Annotated in this window: 17 protein-coding genes; 14 read left to right on the top strand and 3 right to left on the bottom strand. The window is 65.2% G+C overall.

Features of this window, described 5'->3' with window-relative positions:
• The first annotated feature begins 4 nt into the window (after positions 1-4).
• From AC1Q87_RS21750 to AC1Q87_RS21715, 8 genes are all read left to right on the top strand, one after another.
• Positions 5-907, top strand: a complete 903-nt coding sequence (locus tag AC1Q87_RS21750) for a hypothetical protein (protein ID WP_492610919.1) — start codon at positions 5-7, stop codon at positions 905-907.
• Complete coding sequence (locus AC1Q87_RS21745; RefSeq protein WP_492610918.1) at positions 904-1,644, top strand: DUF6339 family protein; 741 nt, start codon at positions 904-906, stop codon at positions 1,642-1,644. Before AC1Q87_RS21750 ends, AC1Q87_RS21745 begins: the two co-directional genes overlap by 4 nt.
• 3 nt (positions 1,645-1,647) lie before the next feature.
• On the top strand, positions 1,648-3,204 hold the full coding sequence (locus AC1Q87_RS21740; protein WP_492610917.1) for an AAA family ATPase: 1,557 nt from the start codon (positions 1,648-1,650) through the stop codon (positions 3,202-3,204).
• Entirely contained in the window at positions 3,201-4,061 is an 861-nt protein-coding gene (locus AC1Q87_RS21735) for an HNH endonuclease (protein WP_492610916.1), read from the top strand. Before AC1Q87_RS21740 ends, AC1Q87_RS21735 begins: the two co-directional genes overlap by 4 nt.
• A gap of 308 nt (positions 4,062-4,369) precedes the next feature.
• Positions 4,370-5,881, top strand: a complete 1,512-nt coding sequence (locus AC1Q87_RS21730) for a DNA cytosine methyltransferase (RefSeq protein ID WP_492610915.1) — start codon at positions 4,370-4,372, stop codon at positions 5,879-5,881.
• Positions 5,878-6,423, top strand: coding sequence for a hypothetical protein (locus AC1Q87_RS21725; protein WP_492610914.1), 546 nt, complete (start codon positions 5,878-5,880; stop codon positions 6,421-6,423). The genes AC1Q87_RS21730 and AC1Q87_RS21725 overlap by 4 nt, the downstream gene beginning before the upstream one ends.
• Before the next feature lie 2 nt (positions 6,424-6,425).
• Positions 6,426-6,923, top strand: coding sequence for a very short patch repair endonuclease (locus AC1Q87_RS21720; protein ID WP_492610913.1), 498 nt, complete (start codon positions 6,426-6,428; stop codon positions 6,921-6,923).
• Positions 6,920-7,447, top strand: a complete 528-nt coding sequence (locus tag AC1Q87_RS21715) for a hypothetical protein (protein ID WP_492610912.1) — start codon at positions 6,920-6,922, stop codon at positions 7,445-7,447. Before AC1Q87_RS21720 ends, AC1Q87_RS21715 begins: the two co-directional genes overlap by 4 nt.
• A gap of 18 nt (positions 7,448-7,465) precedes the next feature.
• Here AC1Q87_RS21715 and AC1Q87_RS21710 read toward each other — a convergent pair whose 3' ends face one another.
• Positions 7,466-9,169 (bottom strand): hypothetical protein, encoded by a 1,704-nt coding sequence (locus tag AC1Q87_RS21710; protein WP_492610911.1) that lies wholly within the window; start codon positions 9,167-9,169, stop codon positions 7,466-7,468.
• A 10-nt stretch (positions 9,170-9,179) separates the two neighbouring features.
• Positions 9,180-9,671, bottom strand: coding sequence for a hypothetical protein (locus tag AC1Q87_RS21705; protein WP_492610910.1), 492 nt, complete (start codon positions 9,669-9,671; stop codon positions 9,180-9,182).
• A gap of 93 nt (positions 9,672-9,764) precedes the next feature.
• Between AC1Q87_RS21705 and AC1Q87_RS21700 the strand changes: the two genes are divergently transcribed.
• The 6 genes from AC1Q87_RS21700 (at position 9,765) to AC1Q87_RS21675 (ending at position 15,389) form a co-directional block, all read left to right on the top strand.
• Positions 9,765-11,255, top strand: a complete 1,491-nt coding sequence (locus tag AC1Q87_RS21700; RefSeq protein ID WP_492610909.1) for a hypothetical protein — start codon at positions 9,765-9,767, stop codon at positions 11,253-11,255.
• A 439-nt stretch (positions 11,256-11,694) separates the two neighbouring features.
• A complete protein-coding gene (locus AC1Q87_RS21695) occupies positions 11,695-12,288 on the top strand; it encodes a GbsR/MarR family transcriptional regulator (RefSeq protein ID WP_267231362.1) in 594 nt (197 codons plus the stop codon).
• A complete protein-coding gene (locus AC1Q87_RS21690; RefSeq protein ID WP_492610908.1) occupies positions 12,281-13,708 on the top strand; it encodes a cytochrome ubiquinol oxidase subunit I in 1,428 nt (475 codons plus the stop codon). Before AC1Q87_RS21695 ends, AC1Q87_RS21690 begins: the two co-directional genes overlap by 8 nt.
• Positions 13,705-14,706, top strand: coding sequence for a cytochrome d ubiquinol oxidase subunit II (gene cydB / locus AC1Q87_RS21685; RefSeq protein WP_492610907.1), 1,002 nt, complete (start codon positions 13,705-13,707; stop codon positions 14,704-14,706). Before AC1Q87_RS21690 ends, cydB begins: the two co-directional genes overlap by 4 nt.
• A complete protein-coding gene (locus AC1Q87_RS21680) occupies positions 14,706-14,822 on the top strand; it encodes a DUF2474 family protein (RefSeq protein WP_492610906.1) in 117 nt (38 codons plus the stop codon). Before cydB ends, AC1Q87_RS21680 begins: the two co-directional genes overlap by 1 nt.
• 93 nt (positions 14,823-14,915) lie before the next feature.
• The gene (locus AC1Q87_RS21675) at positions 14,916-15,389 is read left to right on the top strand and encodes a DUF411 domain-containing protein (protein ID WP_492610905.1); all 474 of its coding nucleotides are present in this window, start codon (positions 14,916-14,918) and stop codon (positions 15,387-15,389) included.
• Here AC1Q87_RS21675 and AC1Q87_RS21670 read toward each other — a convergent pair.
• Positions 15,386-16,795, bottom strand: coding sequence for a helix-turn-helix domain-containing protein (locus AC1Q87_RS21670; protein ID WP_492610904.1), 1,410 nt, complete (start codon positions 16,793-16,795; stop codon positions 15,386-15,388). The genes AC1Q87_RS21675 and AC1Q87_RS21670 overlap by 4 nt on opposite strands.
• Positions 16,796-17,048: the final 253 nt, after the last annotated feature.

The following is a 17,048-nucleotide window of genomic DNA, read 5'->3' as shown; positions in this document are numbered from 1 at the left end:
ACCGATGACGGCAATCGCGTTTCCCTTCCTGAGAATCCATCCCGACGACGTGATCACCGAGCCATGGCAGCTTGTCGACGAGGGGACGCCGTCGGACCTCGGCTACTATCTCCCGTCGTGGGACTACGGCTCTGACCTGCGCGTGAAGCGGCGGCTGCGCGTCAACGTCAGCCACATCGCCGAAACTCTGGGATTTGTGGCCGGAGATCTGCGGCTGCTGGCCGTCCTCACATTCGGGACCGGTGGTCTCAGGGATCCGCGGCGGCGGTGGATCCACTGGTCCGGAACCCTGAGCGAGGCCGTTCCGGACTTCGAGGTCGACGTCACGGTCGACGGTAACCGGCTGTCCCAACACCTGATGCTCCGCACCGAACTGCTGCTCAAGGCACCACTGAACGCCGGAGGCCGTCTCTCCCCCAAGCGCACAGGCACGAGGCTGTGGGAGGATACACATTTCCTCCGCCTCGAGCCGGAAGAGGTTCGCTTCGCGACCGAGACGGCAAGTTTCCGGACGCAGTTTCCCGAGTCCCGCAATGCTCTCTGGAAACTCGAATGGTCGGCTGCCGACCTTTCCCAGGAGTTCGCCGGAGCCTTCCGACTCTTCATCAACGCTGACGAACCCGAGTTCGTCGTGAGGGTGAGCAACGCTGACACAATGACGATGCGCCTCCTCATGGCGGCTGTACGCTTACAGATCGCTCGCGGCGCCCTGGCCAACGACACGTTTGATCAGGGTCTGATCGCCGCCAATCCGACCTCCATCGCGGCGGCGGTTGGCGGGTGGTTGCAGCTCGCATTTCCGAACCAGGACCTTGAGACGATCCGCCAGGCTTGCACGGTGGATCCGTCGCGGTTCGAGGCCGCGTTGGCGGCGGTGGTCGATGACCTCGAGGAGGATGGTCAGTGACGGATGCGGCGCATTTCCCGCGCTTGGCCACCCAGGGTGTCCGGCTTATCCTCCAGGACAGTTCGGTGTTCGCCGATGACTGGAGCGCGCGCCGCGCACTGGTCTCACGGTGGACCGCATTTGCGTCCACGGGTGGCCGGCGGACTTCCGACGATGACCTGTCAGGGCTCCGAACCGCGATCCTGGACATTGCAACACAGAACGGCTTCCCCAATCGCTCCGCCCAACGGGAGCTAGGCGCCTTCGACCTGCAGGTGACGATGGCGCTTTTCGAGCGGGATCTGGTTCCAGGCCCGGAGGCGCTGCGCGATGACGTCTGGGCCTTCCTGGCTACTGTGCTCCTACCGGATGTTGTGAACTGGCGCTTCGGCACAACGGCGGAGCGCTACCAGGGCGGGGTCAGGAACACATTCCAGCGCCTTTGGCTGCGAGGTGCGACATTCCAAAAGGGGGCCGGCCCTGATCGCTGGGAGATCGTCGGCAGTCTCAGCGAAGACGCAAACCTCAATATCCTGGAACGCCCCTCGCTCTCCGCCTCCACACGGGTTGCGAGGGCCATCGGGGAGGAGTGGCTCGCCCTCTACCGAAGGCCGCTTGGCGCGGCCCTCGAAGCCGTCACACGCCGAACAGCGATCTCTCTGCGCATCACCAATCAGGTCCTCTACCTGGACGCACTGGAGGACGGGCCGCTGCGCGAGGAAGTCGCACGCCACTTCCAGCTAGCAATGAGGGTCTGAGGGGTGCCGACCTTCTACTACCCCGCCCAGCGGAAGGGGCTTCCGCCGCAGGAGCCACGGCGGTCATCCTGGCTCCTCAGGGCCGAACCGGTCGACGATGATGGGTTTCGAACGACTTTCCGTCTCAGCTTCGTGGACGCGAACGGCGAGCTGAAGGCGGTCGGCTCGGTCAAGATCCTTCGACAGGGTATGCGGACCGGCCGCCCGGCAATGGACCCGAGCTTCCAAGCGCTGGGACCCGACTACGCCTCCCTTGGCGCGGAGCTGGAATACTACCGCAACCTGAAAGACATCGCGGGCGACGGGGCCCTGGAGGTTCTGGCTTCGCTGGGCGATATCGCACTGGATGAGGAGCGGCGTCGCCGGTTTGAGAACGAGCCCGGATACGAAGGGTCATTGCTGAGGTTCTCGCCGGCACGGGCGGCCCTCGATGAGGCCGCGGGCATCTTCGGGGCCGTCAGCCCCCAACCCCCGCGACGGGACGAAGAGGACCTCGTCTTCCACACGAACACAGGTGGAGCGGGCTTCTCAGTCCGGTTTGATCTGGGCACCAGCAGGGAAGTCCCAGGCCGCATCAACGTCATCGTCGGCGCCAACGGCTCTGGGAAGACGAGGCTGCTGGCCAATCTGGCGCTGGCGGCCTTCGCCCCCTCGGACTCGCCGACCGGGAGGAGTCAGTGGGGGGCGCTGGAGGGCAAGCCTTCGCTCAGTCGGGTGCTGGCGTTCTCGTACAGCGCCTTCGATGACTTCGATGTGCCGGGCGCCAACCAGAACCAGAAGTCAGCGTTCCTGGGCGATAGCACATCCATGGGCTACCGCTACTTCGGTCTGCGGGACCTGTCGGCCGTACGACCCCGACAGACGCGCACACCTGCGCCCCTCAAGACGGCCCGTCAGATAGCCGGCGAGTTCCGTCGCTCGACTTCGACCGCGATCGAAGAAGAGCCTGGTCTCTTCGTCGAGATGCTGAACAGGCTCATTGAGGAGCCGTCTTTCGGGTCGACCGGCGTCAGTCCGGTCCGCATCACATCCGAGGCAGACGGTGATCTTCGCGGACGCCTAGACAAGCTCTTTGCTGGTTCAAGCACGGGACACAAATTTGTCCTGCTCATGATCGCCCAACTGGTGGCGCACGTCCGTCCGGGTAGCCTCGTGCTGGTTGACGAACCCGAGGCCCACCTCCATCCGCCCCTGCTCGCGACGTTCCTGAGGGTGATGCGTCATCTCCTGGAGGTTCGAGACTCGCACGCCATCATCGCAACGCACTCTCCTTTCGTTGTGCAGGAGACGCCGGCCCGATACGTGCGCGTCGTCACGCGATACGTGAACCGGACCTCCGTCGATGAGCCGCTGACGGAGACCTTTGGTGAGGACATTGGGACTGTCAGTCGCGAGATATTTCGTCTGGACAGCCGCCGTGGCGAGTTCGTGGCTATCCTCCAGGATCTGGCTTCCCGCTATCCGCTGGATGCCATCGAAGGCTTCTTCGAAAACGGACTCAGCAGTCAGGCGCGAGCCCTCGTCGTCGCCATGCAGGCCCGGGGACGTCTACGCCAATGAAGAGCGCGGACAGCCCAACCCGCCCCTCGGCGGCGGACTACCAGACCTGCGTCACCCGATCGTACAACCCCGGCAAGGCGCGGCTCACCGCCCGCCGCCCCGAAGTGCTGGCAGACTACGACGCGTACGCGGCGAGCCGGGGGCGACCCCATCTCATCGCCAGGACCAACATCTGGGGAAATCCGGACGCGGGATACCAGCAGCGGCTATACGAGCACACGTGGAAGGGCGGCTGGCTGGAGGACGTCCGATCCGATGTGATGGCCGCCGCCAGGGGCTTCTGCCTGCTGTGCAATGCCACCCAACCAGGCACCATCGACCACCTGCTCCCCCAGAGTGACTATCCCACACTCTCAATCTTCGCTGGGAACCTGATCGCCGCGTGCGCCGACTGTAATCGCCGCAAGTCCGACACCAATCACGACGATCCCGCCCGACAGTTCGTCCATCCGTATTTTGACGCGATACCCAGTGACCGGCCATTCCTCCGCGCTGACGCGATCGCGAACGGTGTCCTCAGCCCGCACTTCGAAATCGTTGATCATCCGGAGATCGATCCCGAGCTCACAGAGAGGCTGCGGTGGCAGTTCGCGGAACTCGAAATGGCCCCATTCTATCGGAATGAGGCCGTGATCTTCTTTCAGAAGCGCCAGTACGCGTGGGCGGACGCAGCGGAAAATGGCTGGCCTGCTCTGGAGATCAGCCTGAGGGGAGACCTGCGGTCCGTCATGAGGGCATTCGGCGTGAACTACTGGGAAGCGGCGTTCCTGCAGGCGTTGGTGGACAGTCCTGAACTCCAGGCCGACCCGATGCACTACCTGACGGCCAATGTCGCCGAACTGGTTCCGATCCCCTGAACCTATGGTGCAAGCGGACCTGCCAGACACCCACAGTGATCCTCTCCGAAGGCATGGCCGTGCAGTTCTGCACACTTCTGTTGACTACGCGGGAACGAACCGGAAACTCCGGGGTGGACTGGAGGTGATTCGGTGAGCGAAGTTGTACGGGTCCAGGTGCTGATGAAGCCCACGGAGGCAGCTCGCTTCGAGCGGTACTGCACCGACCGCGGACACAAGAAGTCGACGCTGATCGCGCGCCTCGTGCGTGAGCACCTTGAGCGCGAAGGCTACTTGGCCACGCGTGGCCCGCTTTCGGCTGCTACGCGGTGAAGGATGCCCGCCAAGTCCTGCAGAAGAAGCTCGACCGCATCCGTGCCGGCGGCAAGCCGCGCGTGCTTGACCTCTTCTCTGGCTGTGGGGGAATCTCGCTCGGTTTCAAGGCGGCAGGGTATGAGATAGCGGCGGCGGTCGAATTCGACCCGGATGCCGCTAGGTCACACGGCGCCAACTTCCATCCGTCAGACCCCCGACACGCTCAGGCGCGCGACATCACCGCCACGTCACCTGTGGCGCTCGCTACGGCGCTCGGGCTCGGCGATGTCGCACATGCATTCGATGTGCTTGTCGGCGGCCCGCCATGCCAAGCCTTCGCTCGTGTCGGTCGCTCCAAGCTTCGCGAGGTGGCGGAACATCCGGAAGCCTTCAGGCACGATGCCCGGGCCCAGCTCTACATCGAATACCTCCGCTACGTTGAGGCATCTGCGCCGCTGGCCGTCGTGATGGAAAACGTCCCAGACATGCTCAACCACGCCGGCCACAACCTTGCGGAAGAGATCGCCGAGGTCCTTGAGGGCAAGGGCTATACCTGCAGCTATTCGCTGCTGAACGCGGCCTACTATGGCGTCCCCCAGATGCGTGAGCGGATGATCCTGGTCGCCATCCGCAAGGAAGTTGCCACTGAGGTGCGGATACCCGAGCCGACCCATTGGATCGAGCTACCATCCGGCTACAGCGGCACGCGCGCGGTGGCGCTGAAGCTCGTCGGCAGCCAGACGTCGCTATTTGGGGAACATCGCTACAGCGAAGCCCCCTCCCCCCCCAAGGATCTCCCGGCGGCTGTGACCGCCACGCAGGCGCTCGGCGACCTGCCGGCGATCTATGCGCGGCGACAGCTTGAGGCGGGGACCCTGCGCAGAGGGAGACGCGCCTTCGACGTGGCGGTCCCGTACGGCTCTGCCAATGCACAGGGAGATTATGTGGGTCTTATGCGCAATTGGCCCGGCTATGAGGGCGGGCCTGCGCTCTACGACCATGTGATCCGGTACCTGCCCAGAGATTATCAACTGTTTGCCGGCCTGGAGTCGGGCGATCAGTATCCCGAGGCCCACCGCTACGCGCTGTCGCTCTTCGCGACGCGCGTTGCGGAGGCCCGGCGGAAGGGCAAAGCGCCAGAGGAAGGTTCCGAAGCCTGGGAGACCCTCAAGGCCAGCATCGTTCCGCCATATGACGCGAGCAAATTCCCCAACAAGTGGAGGAAGATGGAGCCGGACCGTCCAGCGCGAACCCTGATGGCGCACCTCGGCAAGGATAGTTACAGCCACATCCACTACGATAGCGATCAGGCCCGGCCGATCTCCGTGCGTGAAGCTGCGCGCCTGCAGTCGTTCCCCGACGGATTCGTGTTCAAAGGCACGATGAATCCCGCCTTCCGGCAGATCGGAAATGCAGTGCCGCCGTTGCTGGCGAAGCAGATCGCCATGAGCCTGAAGGCCCAGTTGCTCACCAGGACCTCCCGCGGTTCGGATGGCATCCGGGCAGTCGGAGGAGGCCTGCGGTGAGCTCACCGGAACTGATCATCGTGCGGTCCCTCACCGACTCCGACATGGGCCTGTTCTCCGCTCATCGTCGCGGGGCGACAAGCAAGCAGCGGGCGATTGCACTGACGACGGTCGCAGCGGAACAACTGCTGCATCCTTCGGTGGTTGAGACCAAGGGCGCTGAGTTCGACTGCATCTGCCTCTACGGCCGAGTGACCAACCGCGAGCTCCGCCTGATCAACAAAGGTGGGAAGAACTGGCGTCTCGGGGGGCGGCAGATTCCCGGGAAGGATTTCGCGAGCCTCGACAGCAAGGACTTCGCGCTCATCCGATCAGTCCGCCACAACGACGGGTCCTCACCCATCCTGATGACGTTCGTCGGGCGGCACTCGCAGCGACTCATCCAGGCTGGGCTTGTGGCCACTCTCGCCGGGTCACTGCCCCAAAGCGTCGCTGTGTTCCACGAGAGCGCGGAGGAGTTCAGTGCGCTGGCGGAACTGTTCCCTCCCGTTCCTGCGAGGGTCGCCGTGCAGCGCTCAGCCCAGCAGCAGGCGTTCGTCTGACGATGTGCGCCGAAGTCGGCCAACGACGGCGCGACGTCCATTCGCCCGAAACACGCAGCTACAACATGAGCCGCATCCGGGGGCGCGATACCAAGCCGGAGATGCTTATCAGGCGCGGCCTTCACGCCCGCGGATTTAGATTCCGGCTGCATGCCCGAGATCTGCCCGGGCGGCCCGATTTGGTGTTTCCCCGACGTCGGGCAGTGATCCTGATCCACGGCTGCTTTTGGCACGGCCACGACTGCCCGATGTTCCGGCTTCCGACCTCTCGCGCCGACTTCTGGCAAACAAAGATTGAGGCCACTCGCGCGCGCGACGCTCGTGCTGCCGATGCACTCGCGGAAGCGGGATGGCGACAGCTGACGATCTGGGAGTGCGCCTTGCGCGGTCCTGCCCGGCGGACAGTTTCGGAAACGCTCGATGTCTGCGCGTGCTTCCTCGCGGGAGCAGTCCCTTCCCACGAACTCACGGGCGAGTGGGAGGCGGGAGGCATCCGGTGAACCAATCAGCCCCTTCTCCAGCGCCTTCGATAGACCTTGGCAGCCTCTGCGATGCCGACCTTCTGGGCCTGCGTGCGGCAGTGCATGGCGAGTTGAAGCGGCGTGGTCTCGCCCTCGGGGTGGGACAGGTGGCCGAGAAGATCGCCATCGACTATTTCAACGCCAACCCGGCTTGTCCGAACCTGAAGGATGCGGCCGTCGGAACTGCGAATGTCGACGCCCTGTCACGCCGCGGTGACCGTTACTCGATCAAGGGCGTCCTGGATGCCCGCAAGACCGGCACCGTTTACCCCACCGTTGACGAACCGAACCGTCAGCTTTTCGAGTACCTGCTGATTGTGAAGCTGAATCCGGACTGGTCACTGCAGGCCATCTATGAGTTCGACTGGCAGACCTTCTTGCGGTGCCGCAGTTGGGACAAGCGAATGAACGCTTGGTACGTGGGTCTGGCGGCCAAGACGCTTGCGCAGGCCAAGTGTTACCTGCCCGATGTCGTCAGTAGGCCGGCCCCTGCTGCTAGCTAGCGCAGACTGGATGGAGCGTCACGGCGGCTCGGCCGAAGGGTTGAGGACCACGCCGAGGTCGCCAACGGGAAGCATCCGGCTCTCGACGCGCTTGCGCGCCCGCGACCGCGCCAAGTCCCTGACCAGCGCGTCGAGCGTGGCGCCTACGGATCGTCTCGGCCCCTCGAGCCGCGCCTTCCTAAAGTGAGCCCAATCCGACCAGTGGGCCCGCGTGTCGCGCAAGTCGAACCCCGTATAGTGGGCGTGATAGCGACCGAGAACGATCAGTTTGATGTCCGGGGTCTCTCGGGTTTTGAACCCGAGCCGGGATAGCAGTTCGTCGAGGCCGTGACGGTCGATCCAGGTGGTCAGGTCCTCGATCCAGGCGTTGCTCTCGTCGAGGAGATTACGGCCGGCGCTGCGGCGGGCGCGATCATCGACGTCGACGGGTTGCTGCCACTTCAGCTGGAAGAGGGCGAGTTCGGAGGTCTTTGCATCGTACGCGGCGAAGTCGATATCCGTCTTGTCCGACTTGCCTTCGCGGAGTCGAAGGGGTCGGTCTCGCACCATCCACCGCGGCGGTGGAAACAACGGTTTGAGTTCGTCGATCCATCGCTGTTCCCGGTTGTTCGCGACGATCGACCAGTCGCGAGCATGGCGCGACCGCAGGTCTGCCAGCAGGAAGAGGAAGGGATTTATATCCAATCCGTACACCGGCAGCACGACGGCGTTCTGACCGGTCCGCACCAGCGGCGCCCACACGGTCGCTTCGGCGGCCAGGTGAACAGCCGCGTTTTCCGGCGACAGGGTCAAGCAGTTCAGGATTTCCTCAATTTCGAGACGATCGGCGTCGAGCTTACGCGCGACATAGGTGGCCAAGGCGTCGCGTGGAGACCAGGCGGTTAGGAGATTCCGCAAGTGAAGGTCTGGGCGCCTCCGCTTCAACAGCGCGGCGAACGCGATCTGCTTTTGCGATCGCGCGGAGAGCTCGGTCAGGACCTCAAGATATCGCGAGAACGGACGGCCCCCGAGCATGTCCTGTGGACCGAGCAAGTCCTGGGCGTAGATGCGCTCGAGATAGATCCGCGCCCATTCCCCGAAGAAGGCGTCGACGTCGGGGGTCGAGTAGAACTCGAGCCCCCAGCCCTCATAGACCCCGATGCAGCCTTCCATCTCGCGGGTGAGCTTGCGCGTTCGGGCGTTGAGCCTCGCCTCGTGGCCAGCCCGCCGCGCCATGGCCAGTGAACTCGCCCATCGAATGCCGGCTCGCCCTACATCCTCGTCGTAGTGGGAGTCCGCGGCGCTCTTCAGAACGAGCACCTCGCGGGGCCCGGGCTCGCCGTCCGCCGGCAGGGAGCGGAGAGCTCCGGTGAGTATCCCCTGCCTCAGCCATACCTCGTAGCGCTCCGCGAGGTGCAGGACGCCGCAATCGAGGAGGAAATCGTCGGCCCTGTCTTGGGTCGCGGGGCTCGAGGCAAGGTAGCGGAAGAGCCGGTCCTCCAAATCCAGGGGCAACACGCGTGACAGGGCGTGGTTGACCCCCCAGGAGGCGATTGATCGATGTTCGCTTTGATTAGGCGGCTTCGCCCTCGACGGCTCCATCAGGTCGGCCATGAACAGGTCGTCCAAGGCCCTCAGGACCTCGAGGGTCAGCACGTCGGCGGGGCGCCGGAAATCCTCAAGGTAGAGCCGTTGCTGCGCCACGGCCTCGGCAAGCCTTTCAGAAGGGGTGGGCGGCAACATAGGCGGCCGATCAACTCTCGGCCGCCGCCTGCCGGTCGATCTCGTCTAGCCGCTGTGACCACCAGTCGATGGCCTCCTTGAGGACATCGCGACCGTCTTCTCCAGCGTAGGGGCCCCCGTCCATCGGTCGGAACAAGTTCTCGTCCAGGCTGAACACGCCCTCGTCGTCGCCGAGGACAGCGACAGGAATGTCACCCTCCGAGATTTCCGAGGCGTATTCCTTGAGGATGTTGTTGCGCTCGCGCTCGATGAAACCCTGGAAGATCTCGTGGCCGGGATCACCGGCCTTCCAGGACTTGAAATGCTGCTCAGCGATACGCTGGAGTTGCGGTTGAGCCTCACCGTCGACCTTGTGCAGGACATGACCGACGGTCCGGATGAGGGCGACCGCCGCCACCCAGAACAGACGGAACTCGACGTCGCTGGTCGTGAGCTCCAGGCGGTCCCAGGCCTCCTGGCAATCAGAAAGGACCTGACGGGCGTGGACGGTGTACGTTCCCATTTTGTACCTCTACCATGCCGGTCCAAGGGAACGAAGCTGCGAAGGTGGCGACAGGTTTTGCTGGCCCGTCCGCGGCGTTGGAGAGGGTGCTCGATGAAGAAGACGCTCGAGATTGATTTCGGCGACTATCCGGAAATCGACTTCTCGACCTTGGACATCGGGTTGCACGACGAAATCAGGGTGGAGATCCCGTTCAGCTATCTTGGCTCGTCGATCTCCTATGTCGACGTATGCGTCGACTTCCTCCACGCATCATGGGCTGTGGAGAGGCTAGCCAACTGCGCCAAGAGCGTCAGCGCCAACCTGTCAAACACCGGCGTTACGGCCACCTTCGATGGGCCGCTGCCTGGCATCAGAGAAGCTCTCGCGGATTGCGCCGTACTCTATTCGGAGGACGACCCAACGGGCGAGGCCGCTGACCGGCTCGACGACGTGATGGGCGCCATCGCCGACTTCCGGGAGGAGATTCATCTGGTCAAGCCCCGCGCGCCCGAACTCGTCGACGCCTACCTGGTCAACCTCGTCGTCGGCGCGAACAAAGAATGGCAATCCGAAGCTCCTGATTACTACAAGGATCAGATCGCTCGCTTCCCAGAGCGCCAGCTCGACTTCTTCAGGAGCGCCCATAGCTCTAGCCTGGGCCGCTCGTGCTACAGCTCCCCAGACGGATGGATCGTCCCCAGGGCCCTGAACCTGGACCGGTTTTTCCGAACCACCGGGCAAAAGTACGCCCAGCATGAATTCCTCACGGCGGAGATCGTGGTGGTCGACGGCCAGGCCATGGCCGTAGCCGAGGATGTCGTCGCCGACTTCTCCATGCGCGAGTTCTTTAGGTCGCAAGCGTGCGCGGGCCTCGTCAGCATCGATCCCGACGACGACGATGGTCCGTACGAATGGCTCAATGGTCCCTCTGTCATGGCCCCGGGACGCGGCATCGACTTGAGCAGGCCTTGGGGAGAAGAGCCTCTTTGCCGCATCCACTCGACCGGCACCCTGGCGATCATCGCCGACCGCGAGTTCCTGCACCTCCTCTACAACGTGAAGGCCACCTCAGCTTTGGCGATGGATGGCGCGCGGGCGCGCGCCGCCGAGCTGGCCGACAAGTTGTCGCGCCTGGTGAACAGCCCGGCCGAGCTGTCGCTGAATTGGTCGGCTCTGACCGACGAGGACTTCGAGCAGCTTTGCTATGACCTGATCGCCATGCACCCCAAGTACGACGCCGACTCGATCCGGAAGCTCGGCAAGTCGCGCTCGCGCGATGGCGGGCGCGACATCCAAGTCTACGACATCCCGACGAGTCCATGGGACAAGCCGCGTAAGTGGATCTTCCAGTGCAAGCTCGTCACGAATGGGGCGTCACTAGGCGCTGCGAAGGTGATCGATGTCGGAGACATGCTGGAACAGCATGGCGCGGAGGGATTTGGCGTGATGACCTCGGCCCCGATCGACGCGACGCTCTACGACAAGGTCGACAAAGTCTGCGAGCGGCGCGGCGTCCTATCGCACCATTGGTCCGTGCTTGAGATCGAGCGCGCAGTCGCGCGCAATGCGGCGCTGAAGAAGCGATACTTCGGCAGGCACTAGGTTGGGCCCTAGGGCCGGAAGGACGAAGAAGCGACCTTCAGCGAAATCGAATGTTTGGCGCTCGTCGCGAGAGACGCCGCGCCCTTGGCTGAAACGCAGCTCCAGCGGCCGGCCAGTGGCGGTTTCCGGCGGTGCAATCGCAGGGACGAAAACGAAAGAGAACACGAACTTTCGTGTGCAATCCGCGCACACGCGCCCGGCTAACTATTTGAAAAGATTCAACGCTCCGTCCAGTCCATCATGGGTGCGACGGACAGTCGGTAGCTGTCGCGATATGCGGTCGGCGTGGTCAAGGGATGCGCTCGGGCGGCGGGGTTCGTGCGCCACTTAGTACAGCGCGGGCCCGCTTTCCACCCGCGCGGCGTTCGGCCGCCGCGCAGAGCATTGACCGAGCGTCATCAATTTTCTAATTTTCAGAAATTCCTGAAAGTTCGAGAACATGAATCTCCCTCCCCTCACCCAGGCCTTCGTTCTCCACTTCGGCGAGATGGGCAGCCGCTGGGGCATCAGCCGCACGGTCGGCCAGATCTACGCCCTGCTGTTCCTGGCCGAGGAGCCGCTGAACGCCGACGACATCACCGAAAAGCTCGGCTTCTCGCGCTCGAACGTCAGCATGGGGCTGAAGGAGCTGTCGTCCTGGCGGCTGGTGAAGCTGCAGCACAAACCCGGCGACCGGCGCGAGTACTTCTCGACGCCCGAGGACATCTGGGAAATCGTGCGCATCCTGGCCGAGGAACGGCGCAAGCGCGAGATCGACCCGACCCTGTCGATGCTGCGCCAGGCGCTGGTCGAGACGCCGGCGACCGAAGGCGAGCGCCACGCCCAGGCGCGGATGGCCGAGATGCACGGGCTCATCGAGCTGGTCACGCGCTGGTCGGAGGACATCCAGAAGCTGGAGACGCAGACCCTGATCCAACTGCTCGAGGTGGGTTCGAAGGTGCAGAAGGTGTTCGAGATCAAGGACCGCCTGAAGGTCGTCGCCGGCGGCAAGTCGCGCCGCCGCGCCAAGTCCGAGGGCCAGGCCGATGTTTGACGACATCAGCGCGCTCACCCTGGCGCGGGCTCAGTTCGCCTTCACCGTCTCGTTCCACTTCATCTTCCCGGCCTTCTCGATCGGCCTGGCCAGCTATCTGGCCGTGCTCGAAGGGCTGTGGCTGAAGACCGGCAAGGAGGTCTATCTCAACCTGTTCAAGTACTGGCTGAAGATCTTCGCCCTGGCCTTCGCGATGGGCGTCGTCTCCGGCATCACCATGTCCTACCAGTTCGGCACCAACTGGTCGGTGTTCTCCGACAAGGCCGGGCCGGTGATCGGCCCGCTGATGGCCTACGAGGTGATGACCGCCTTCTTCCTCGAGGCCGGGTTCCTCGGCGTGATGCTGTTCGGCATGAACCGGGTCGGGCCCAAGCTGCACTACATGGCCACCCTGGCGGTGGCGATCGGCACCTTCATCTCGGCGTTCTGGATCCTCTCGGCCAACAGCTGGATGCAGACGCCGCAGGGCTTCGTGATGAACGCCGCCGGCCAGTTCGAACCGGCAGACTGGTGGGCCATCGTCTTCAACCCGTCCTTCCCCTACCGACTCGTCCACACTGTGCTCGGCGCCTACCTGACCACCGCCCTGGTGGTCGGCGCGGTCGGAGCCTGGCACCTCTTGAAGGACAAGACCAACGCCGGGGCCCGGGTGATGTTCAACATGGCCATGGGCATGATCGCCGTGGCCGCCCCGATCCAGATCTTCGCCGGGGACATGCACGGCCTGAACACCCTGGAGCACCAGCCCGCCAAGGTCATGGCCATGGAGGGCCACTTCCAGAGCCATCCCGACGGCGCGCCGCTGATCCTGTTCGGCATCCCGGACGAGAAGGCCGCCACCGTCCACGCGGCGATCTCGATCCCGAAAGCCTCCTCGCTGATCCTCAAGCACGACCCGGACGCGCCGCTGGCCGGTCTCGACACCGTGCCGCGCGAGAACTGGCCGCACGTCTCCATCGTCTTCTGGTCGTTCCGGATCATGGTCGGTTTGGGGATGCTGATGCTGACCCTGGGCGCCGTCAGCCTGATCGCCCGCACCCGCCGCAAGCTCTACGACTGGCCTTGGCTGCACCGCTTCGCGCTGGTCATGGGCCCGTCCGGGTTCGTCGCGGTGCTGGCCGGCTGGGTGACGACCGAGGTCGGCCGCCAGCCGTTCACGGTCTACGGCCTGCTGCGCACCTCGCAGTCGGCCGCGCCGCTGGACGCGCCGGCCGTGGCGGCCTCGCTCCTGGCCTTCGTGGTCGTCTACTTCATCGTGTTCTCGGCCGGCACGGGCTACATCCTCAAACTGATGAGCCACGCGCCCCACGCCGGCGAGCCCGGCCTCGAGCCCGCTCCCGACCATCCCGTGCGCACAGCCGGCATCACCCCGGCCCCCGGCATCCCCGTCCACCGCGCCAACCAGGGAGACGTCTCGTGAGCCTCGACCTCCCCTTCGTCTGGGCGTTCGTGATCGCCTTCGCGGTCTTCGCCTATGTCGTCATGGACGGCTTCGATCTCGGCATCGGCATCCTGTTCCCGACCTTCAAGCCCGGCCCTGAGCGCGACTCGGCCATGAACTCGGTCGCCCCGGTCTGGGACGGCAACGAGACCTGGCTGGTGCTGGGCGGCGGCGGACTGATGGCCGCCTTCCCGCTGGCCTACGCGATCGTGCTGCCCGCGCTCTACGCCCCGATCATCGCCATGCTGCTGGCGCTGATCTTCCGCGGCGTGGCCTTCGAGTTCCGCTGGCGCGATCCCCAACACCGGCCGTTCTGGGACTTCGCCTTCACCGCCGGCTCGGTGGTCGCCGCCTTCGCCCAGGGCGTGACCCTGGGCGCGCTCCTGCAAGGCATCGCCGTCGAAGGCCGCCAGTACGCCGGCGGCTGGTGGGACTGGCTGACGCCCTTCAGCCTGCTCACCGGCGTCAGCCTGGTGGTCGGCTACGCCCTGCTCGGCGCCACCTGGCTGGTCATGAAGACCGAGGGCCCGATGCAGTCTCACATGCGGCGCATGGCGGCCTGGCTCGGCGCCGGCACGGTCCTGCTCATCGCCGCGGTCAGCGCCGTCACTCCGTTCCTCGAGGGCGCCTACTACGAGAACTGGTTCGCTTGGCCCAGCGTGCTGCTGACGGCCCAGGTCCCGCTGCTGGTGCTGATCGGCTCGGTGCTGTTCTTCCGCAGCCTGCGCAAGAAGCACGAGCGCTGGCCCTTCCTGCTGGCGTTGGCGCTCTTCGGACTCAGCTTCGCGGGTCTGGGGATCAGCATGTTCCCCTACGTCGTCCCGGGCGCAGCGACCATCTGGGAGGCTGCAGCCCCCGACTCCAGCCTGCTGTTCATGCTGGTCGGCGCGTCGGTGCTGATCCCGATCATCCTGGCCTACACCGGCTACGCCTACTGGGTGTTCCGCGGCAAGGTCGGCCACGAGGGCTATCACTGATGGCCGCTCCCTCCTCCTCGTCCTGGCGGCGATTGGCCTGGTTCGTCGGCCTGTGGCTGGCCGGCGTCCTGACCGTCGGCGCGGTCAGCTACCTGATCCGCGCCTGGCTGCTTTGACCTGAGGGGCGGCCGCGCCGCATGCGTATCCGTCTATGGGCGGGTCTCCCCCCGCCTTCGGGGACCATTGAGTAAGTAGTGGTGTTTGAGTTGATGAGTTCGTCGAACCCGGCCCCCAATCGGCGGCGCCTGCTGCTGGCGGCATCTGCCCTGCTGCTGGCGGCGGGCTGCGCCCAGGCCGCGCCGCCGCTCGATCTGGTCGTCTACAAGACGCCCTGGTGCGGCTGCTGCAAGGGCTGGATCACCCACATGACCCGGGCTGGCTTCAAGGCTACGGTGCACGAGGTCGAGGACCTGACGCCGATCCGCGAGAAACACGGTATTCCGTTCAATCTGTCCTCCTGCCACACCGGCCTGATCGGCGGCTACGCCGTCGAGGGCCACGTGCCGCCCGCCGACGTCCTGCGCCTGCTCAAGGAGCGCCCCAAGGCGCTCGGCCTGACCGTCCCTGGCATGCCGATCGGATCGCCGGGCATGGAAAGCCCGACCGGCGAGACCGAAGCCTACGCCGCCCTGCTGCTCCTCGACCGATCCGGGAAGACGCGGGTCTTCGCCCGCCACGGCTAGCTCAGCGAGAACGGGACGATCGAGCGTTCGGTGCGCGAGACCCGGAAACTGCGGTCAACCGGCGGGAACGCCCGCTGCAGGCAGTCATCGCGCTCGCAGATCCGGCAGCTGACCCCGATCCGCGCCGGCGGCCCCTTCAGGTCCACGCCGTCGGAATAGACGATGGCGTCGGCGTACTCGACCTCGCAGCCCAGCCCCAGGGCGTAGCGCCGATCGGGCGTGCCGTGCCCGCCCGACCGCTTCAGCACGCTCCAGGCCAGGCACAGATAGCGCGCGCCGTCCGGCATTTCGGCCACCTGGGTCAGGATGCGGCCGTCGCGCCCGAACGCCTCGTGGACGTTCCACAGCGGACAGGTGCCGCCGAACCGCGCGAACTGGAACCGGGTGGCGCTGTGGCGCTTGGTGATGTTCCCCGCCGGATCGACCCGCACGAAGTAGAACGGCACCCCGCGGGCGCTGGGCCGCTGCAAGGTGCTCAACCGGTGGCAGGTCTGCTCGAAGCTGGACTGGAAACGCAGGGTCAGGGCGTCGATGTCGTGCCGCAGTTCCTGCGCCGCCTGGCGGAACGCCTCGTAGGGCAGCACGAGCGCCCCGGCCGCATAGTTGGTCAGGCTGATCCGGCAGATGTCCACCGCCGCCGGGCTGCGCAGCTCCGAGGCCGCCAGCTCCGCCTCGATGATTTCGCCCAGCTCGGCGGCGACGACGTGGCAGGCCATCTGAAAGGTCCGCGTCTCGGCCGGCTGGGCCATGTTCAGCGTCAGCTCCCGCTTGGTCGGATCGTAGCGCCGCATCAGGTCGCCCTCGGCCACCCGCCGCACGACGACCTGCAGCTTGTCGCGCAGATAGGCCTCCAGCGCGCTCTCCAGCGGGATCTCAGGCGCCAGTCCGCAACGGTCATGCAGCTGCTCGGCCGCCACGTCCAGCGCGTGGATGTAGTTGTTCTTGTAGTGGAAGTAGTCGCGCACTTCCTCGTAGGGCAGCTGCGCGCTGGCCGCGACGGTCTCGTCCAGCGACAGGGCCTCGTCGGTGGCGCTCAATCGCTCGCCGGCCCGCCGGTGCGCCCGGTGCAGATCGAGATAGTGCCGCGCGAAGCTCGGGGCGTTGGTCACCACCAGCTTCAGCTCGGCCAGAGACGGCGCCGGGGCCTCCGCGGCCGATTCCGCCGTCGCCTCGCGCAGGTCGGCGATCATCCGCTGGTCGTCGTCGGCGTCGAGTGAGGCGGCGTCCACATCGAACACTCGCATCATCGAGATCAGCACCCGCGCGGTGACCGGCCGCTGGTTGGCCTCGATCTGCGAGAGATAGCTGACCGAGACGCCAAGCCTTGCAGCGCAAGGCTCCAGCTTCCAGCCCCGCCCCTCGCGCAGGCGGCGCACCTTCGGTCCGACGAACAGCTTTTGCGACATTTGCAACTTCGCAGAATGTGAATTTGTGAAGCGTGTTTTTCACAATAGCGCCTCTATTCACATGACGTCACCTGCCCTGGCGCCTATCGCAGTTCCGCGCCTGCTTTCGATGGCGCTCAGACGTGAAGGCGAGGCCCGTGAATTCCATCGTCCGAAATCTCGCGCCGACGGGCGCCAAGCACATCCTTGAAGAGCTTGAGAAGCGCCGCGGGGAGGCGCGTCTGGGCGGGGGCGAGCGCCGGATCGCCAGCCA

The organism is Phenylobacterium sp. GW823-FHT02A09 (assembly GCF_058797775.1).
The sequence above is the reverse complement of the archived record's forward strand: the minus strand, read 5'-3'. Positions and strand labels throughout refer to the sequence as shown.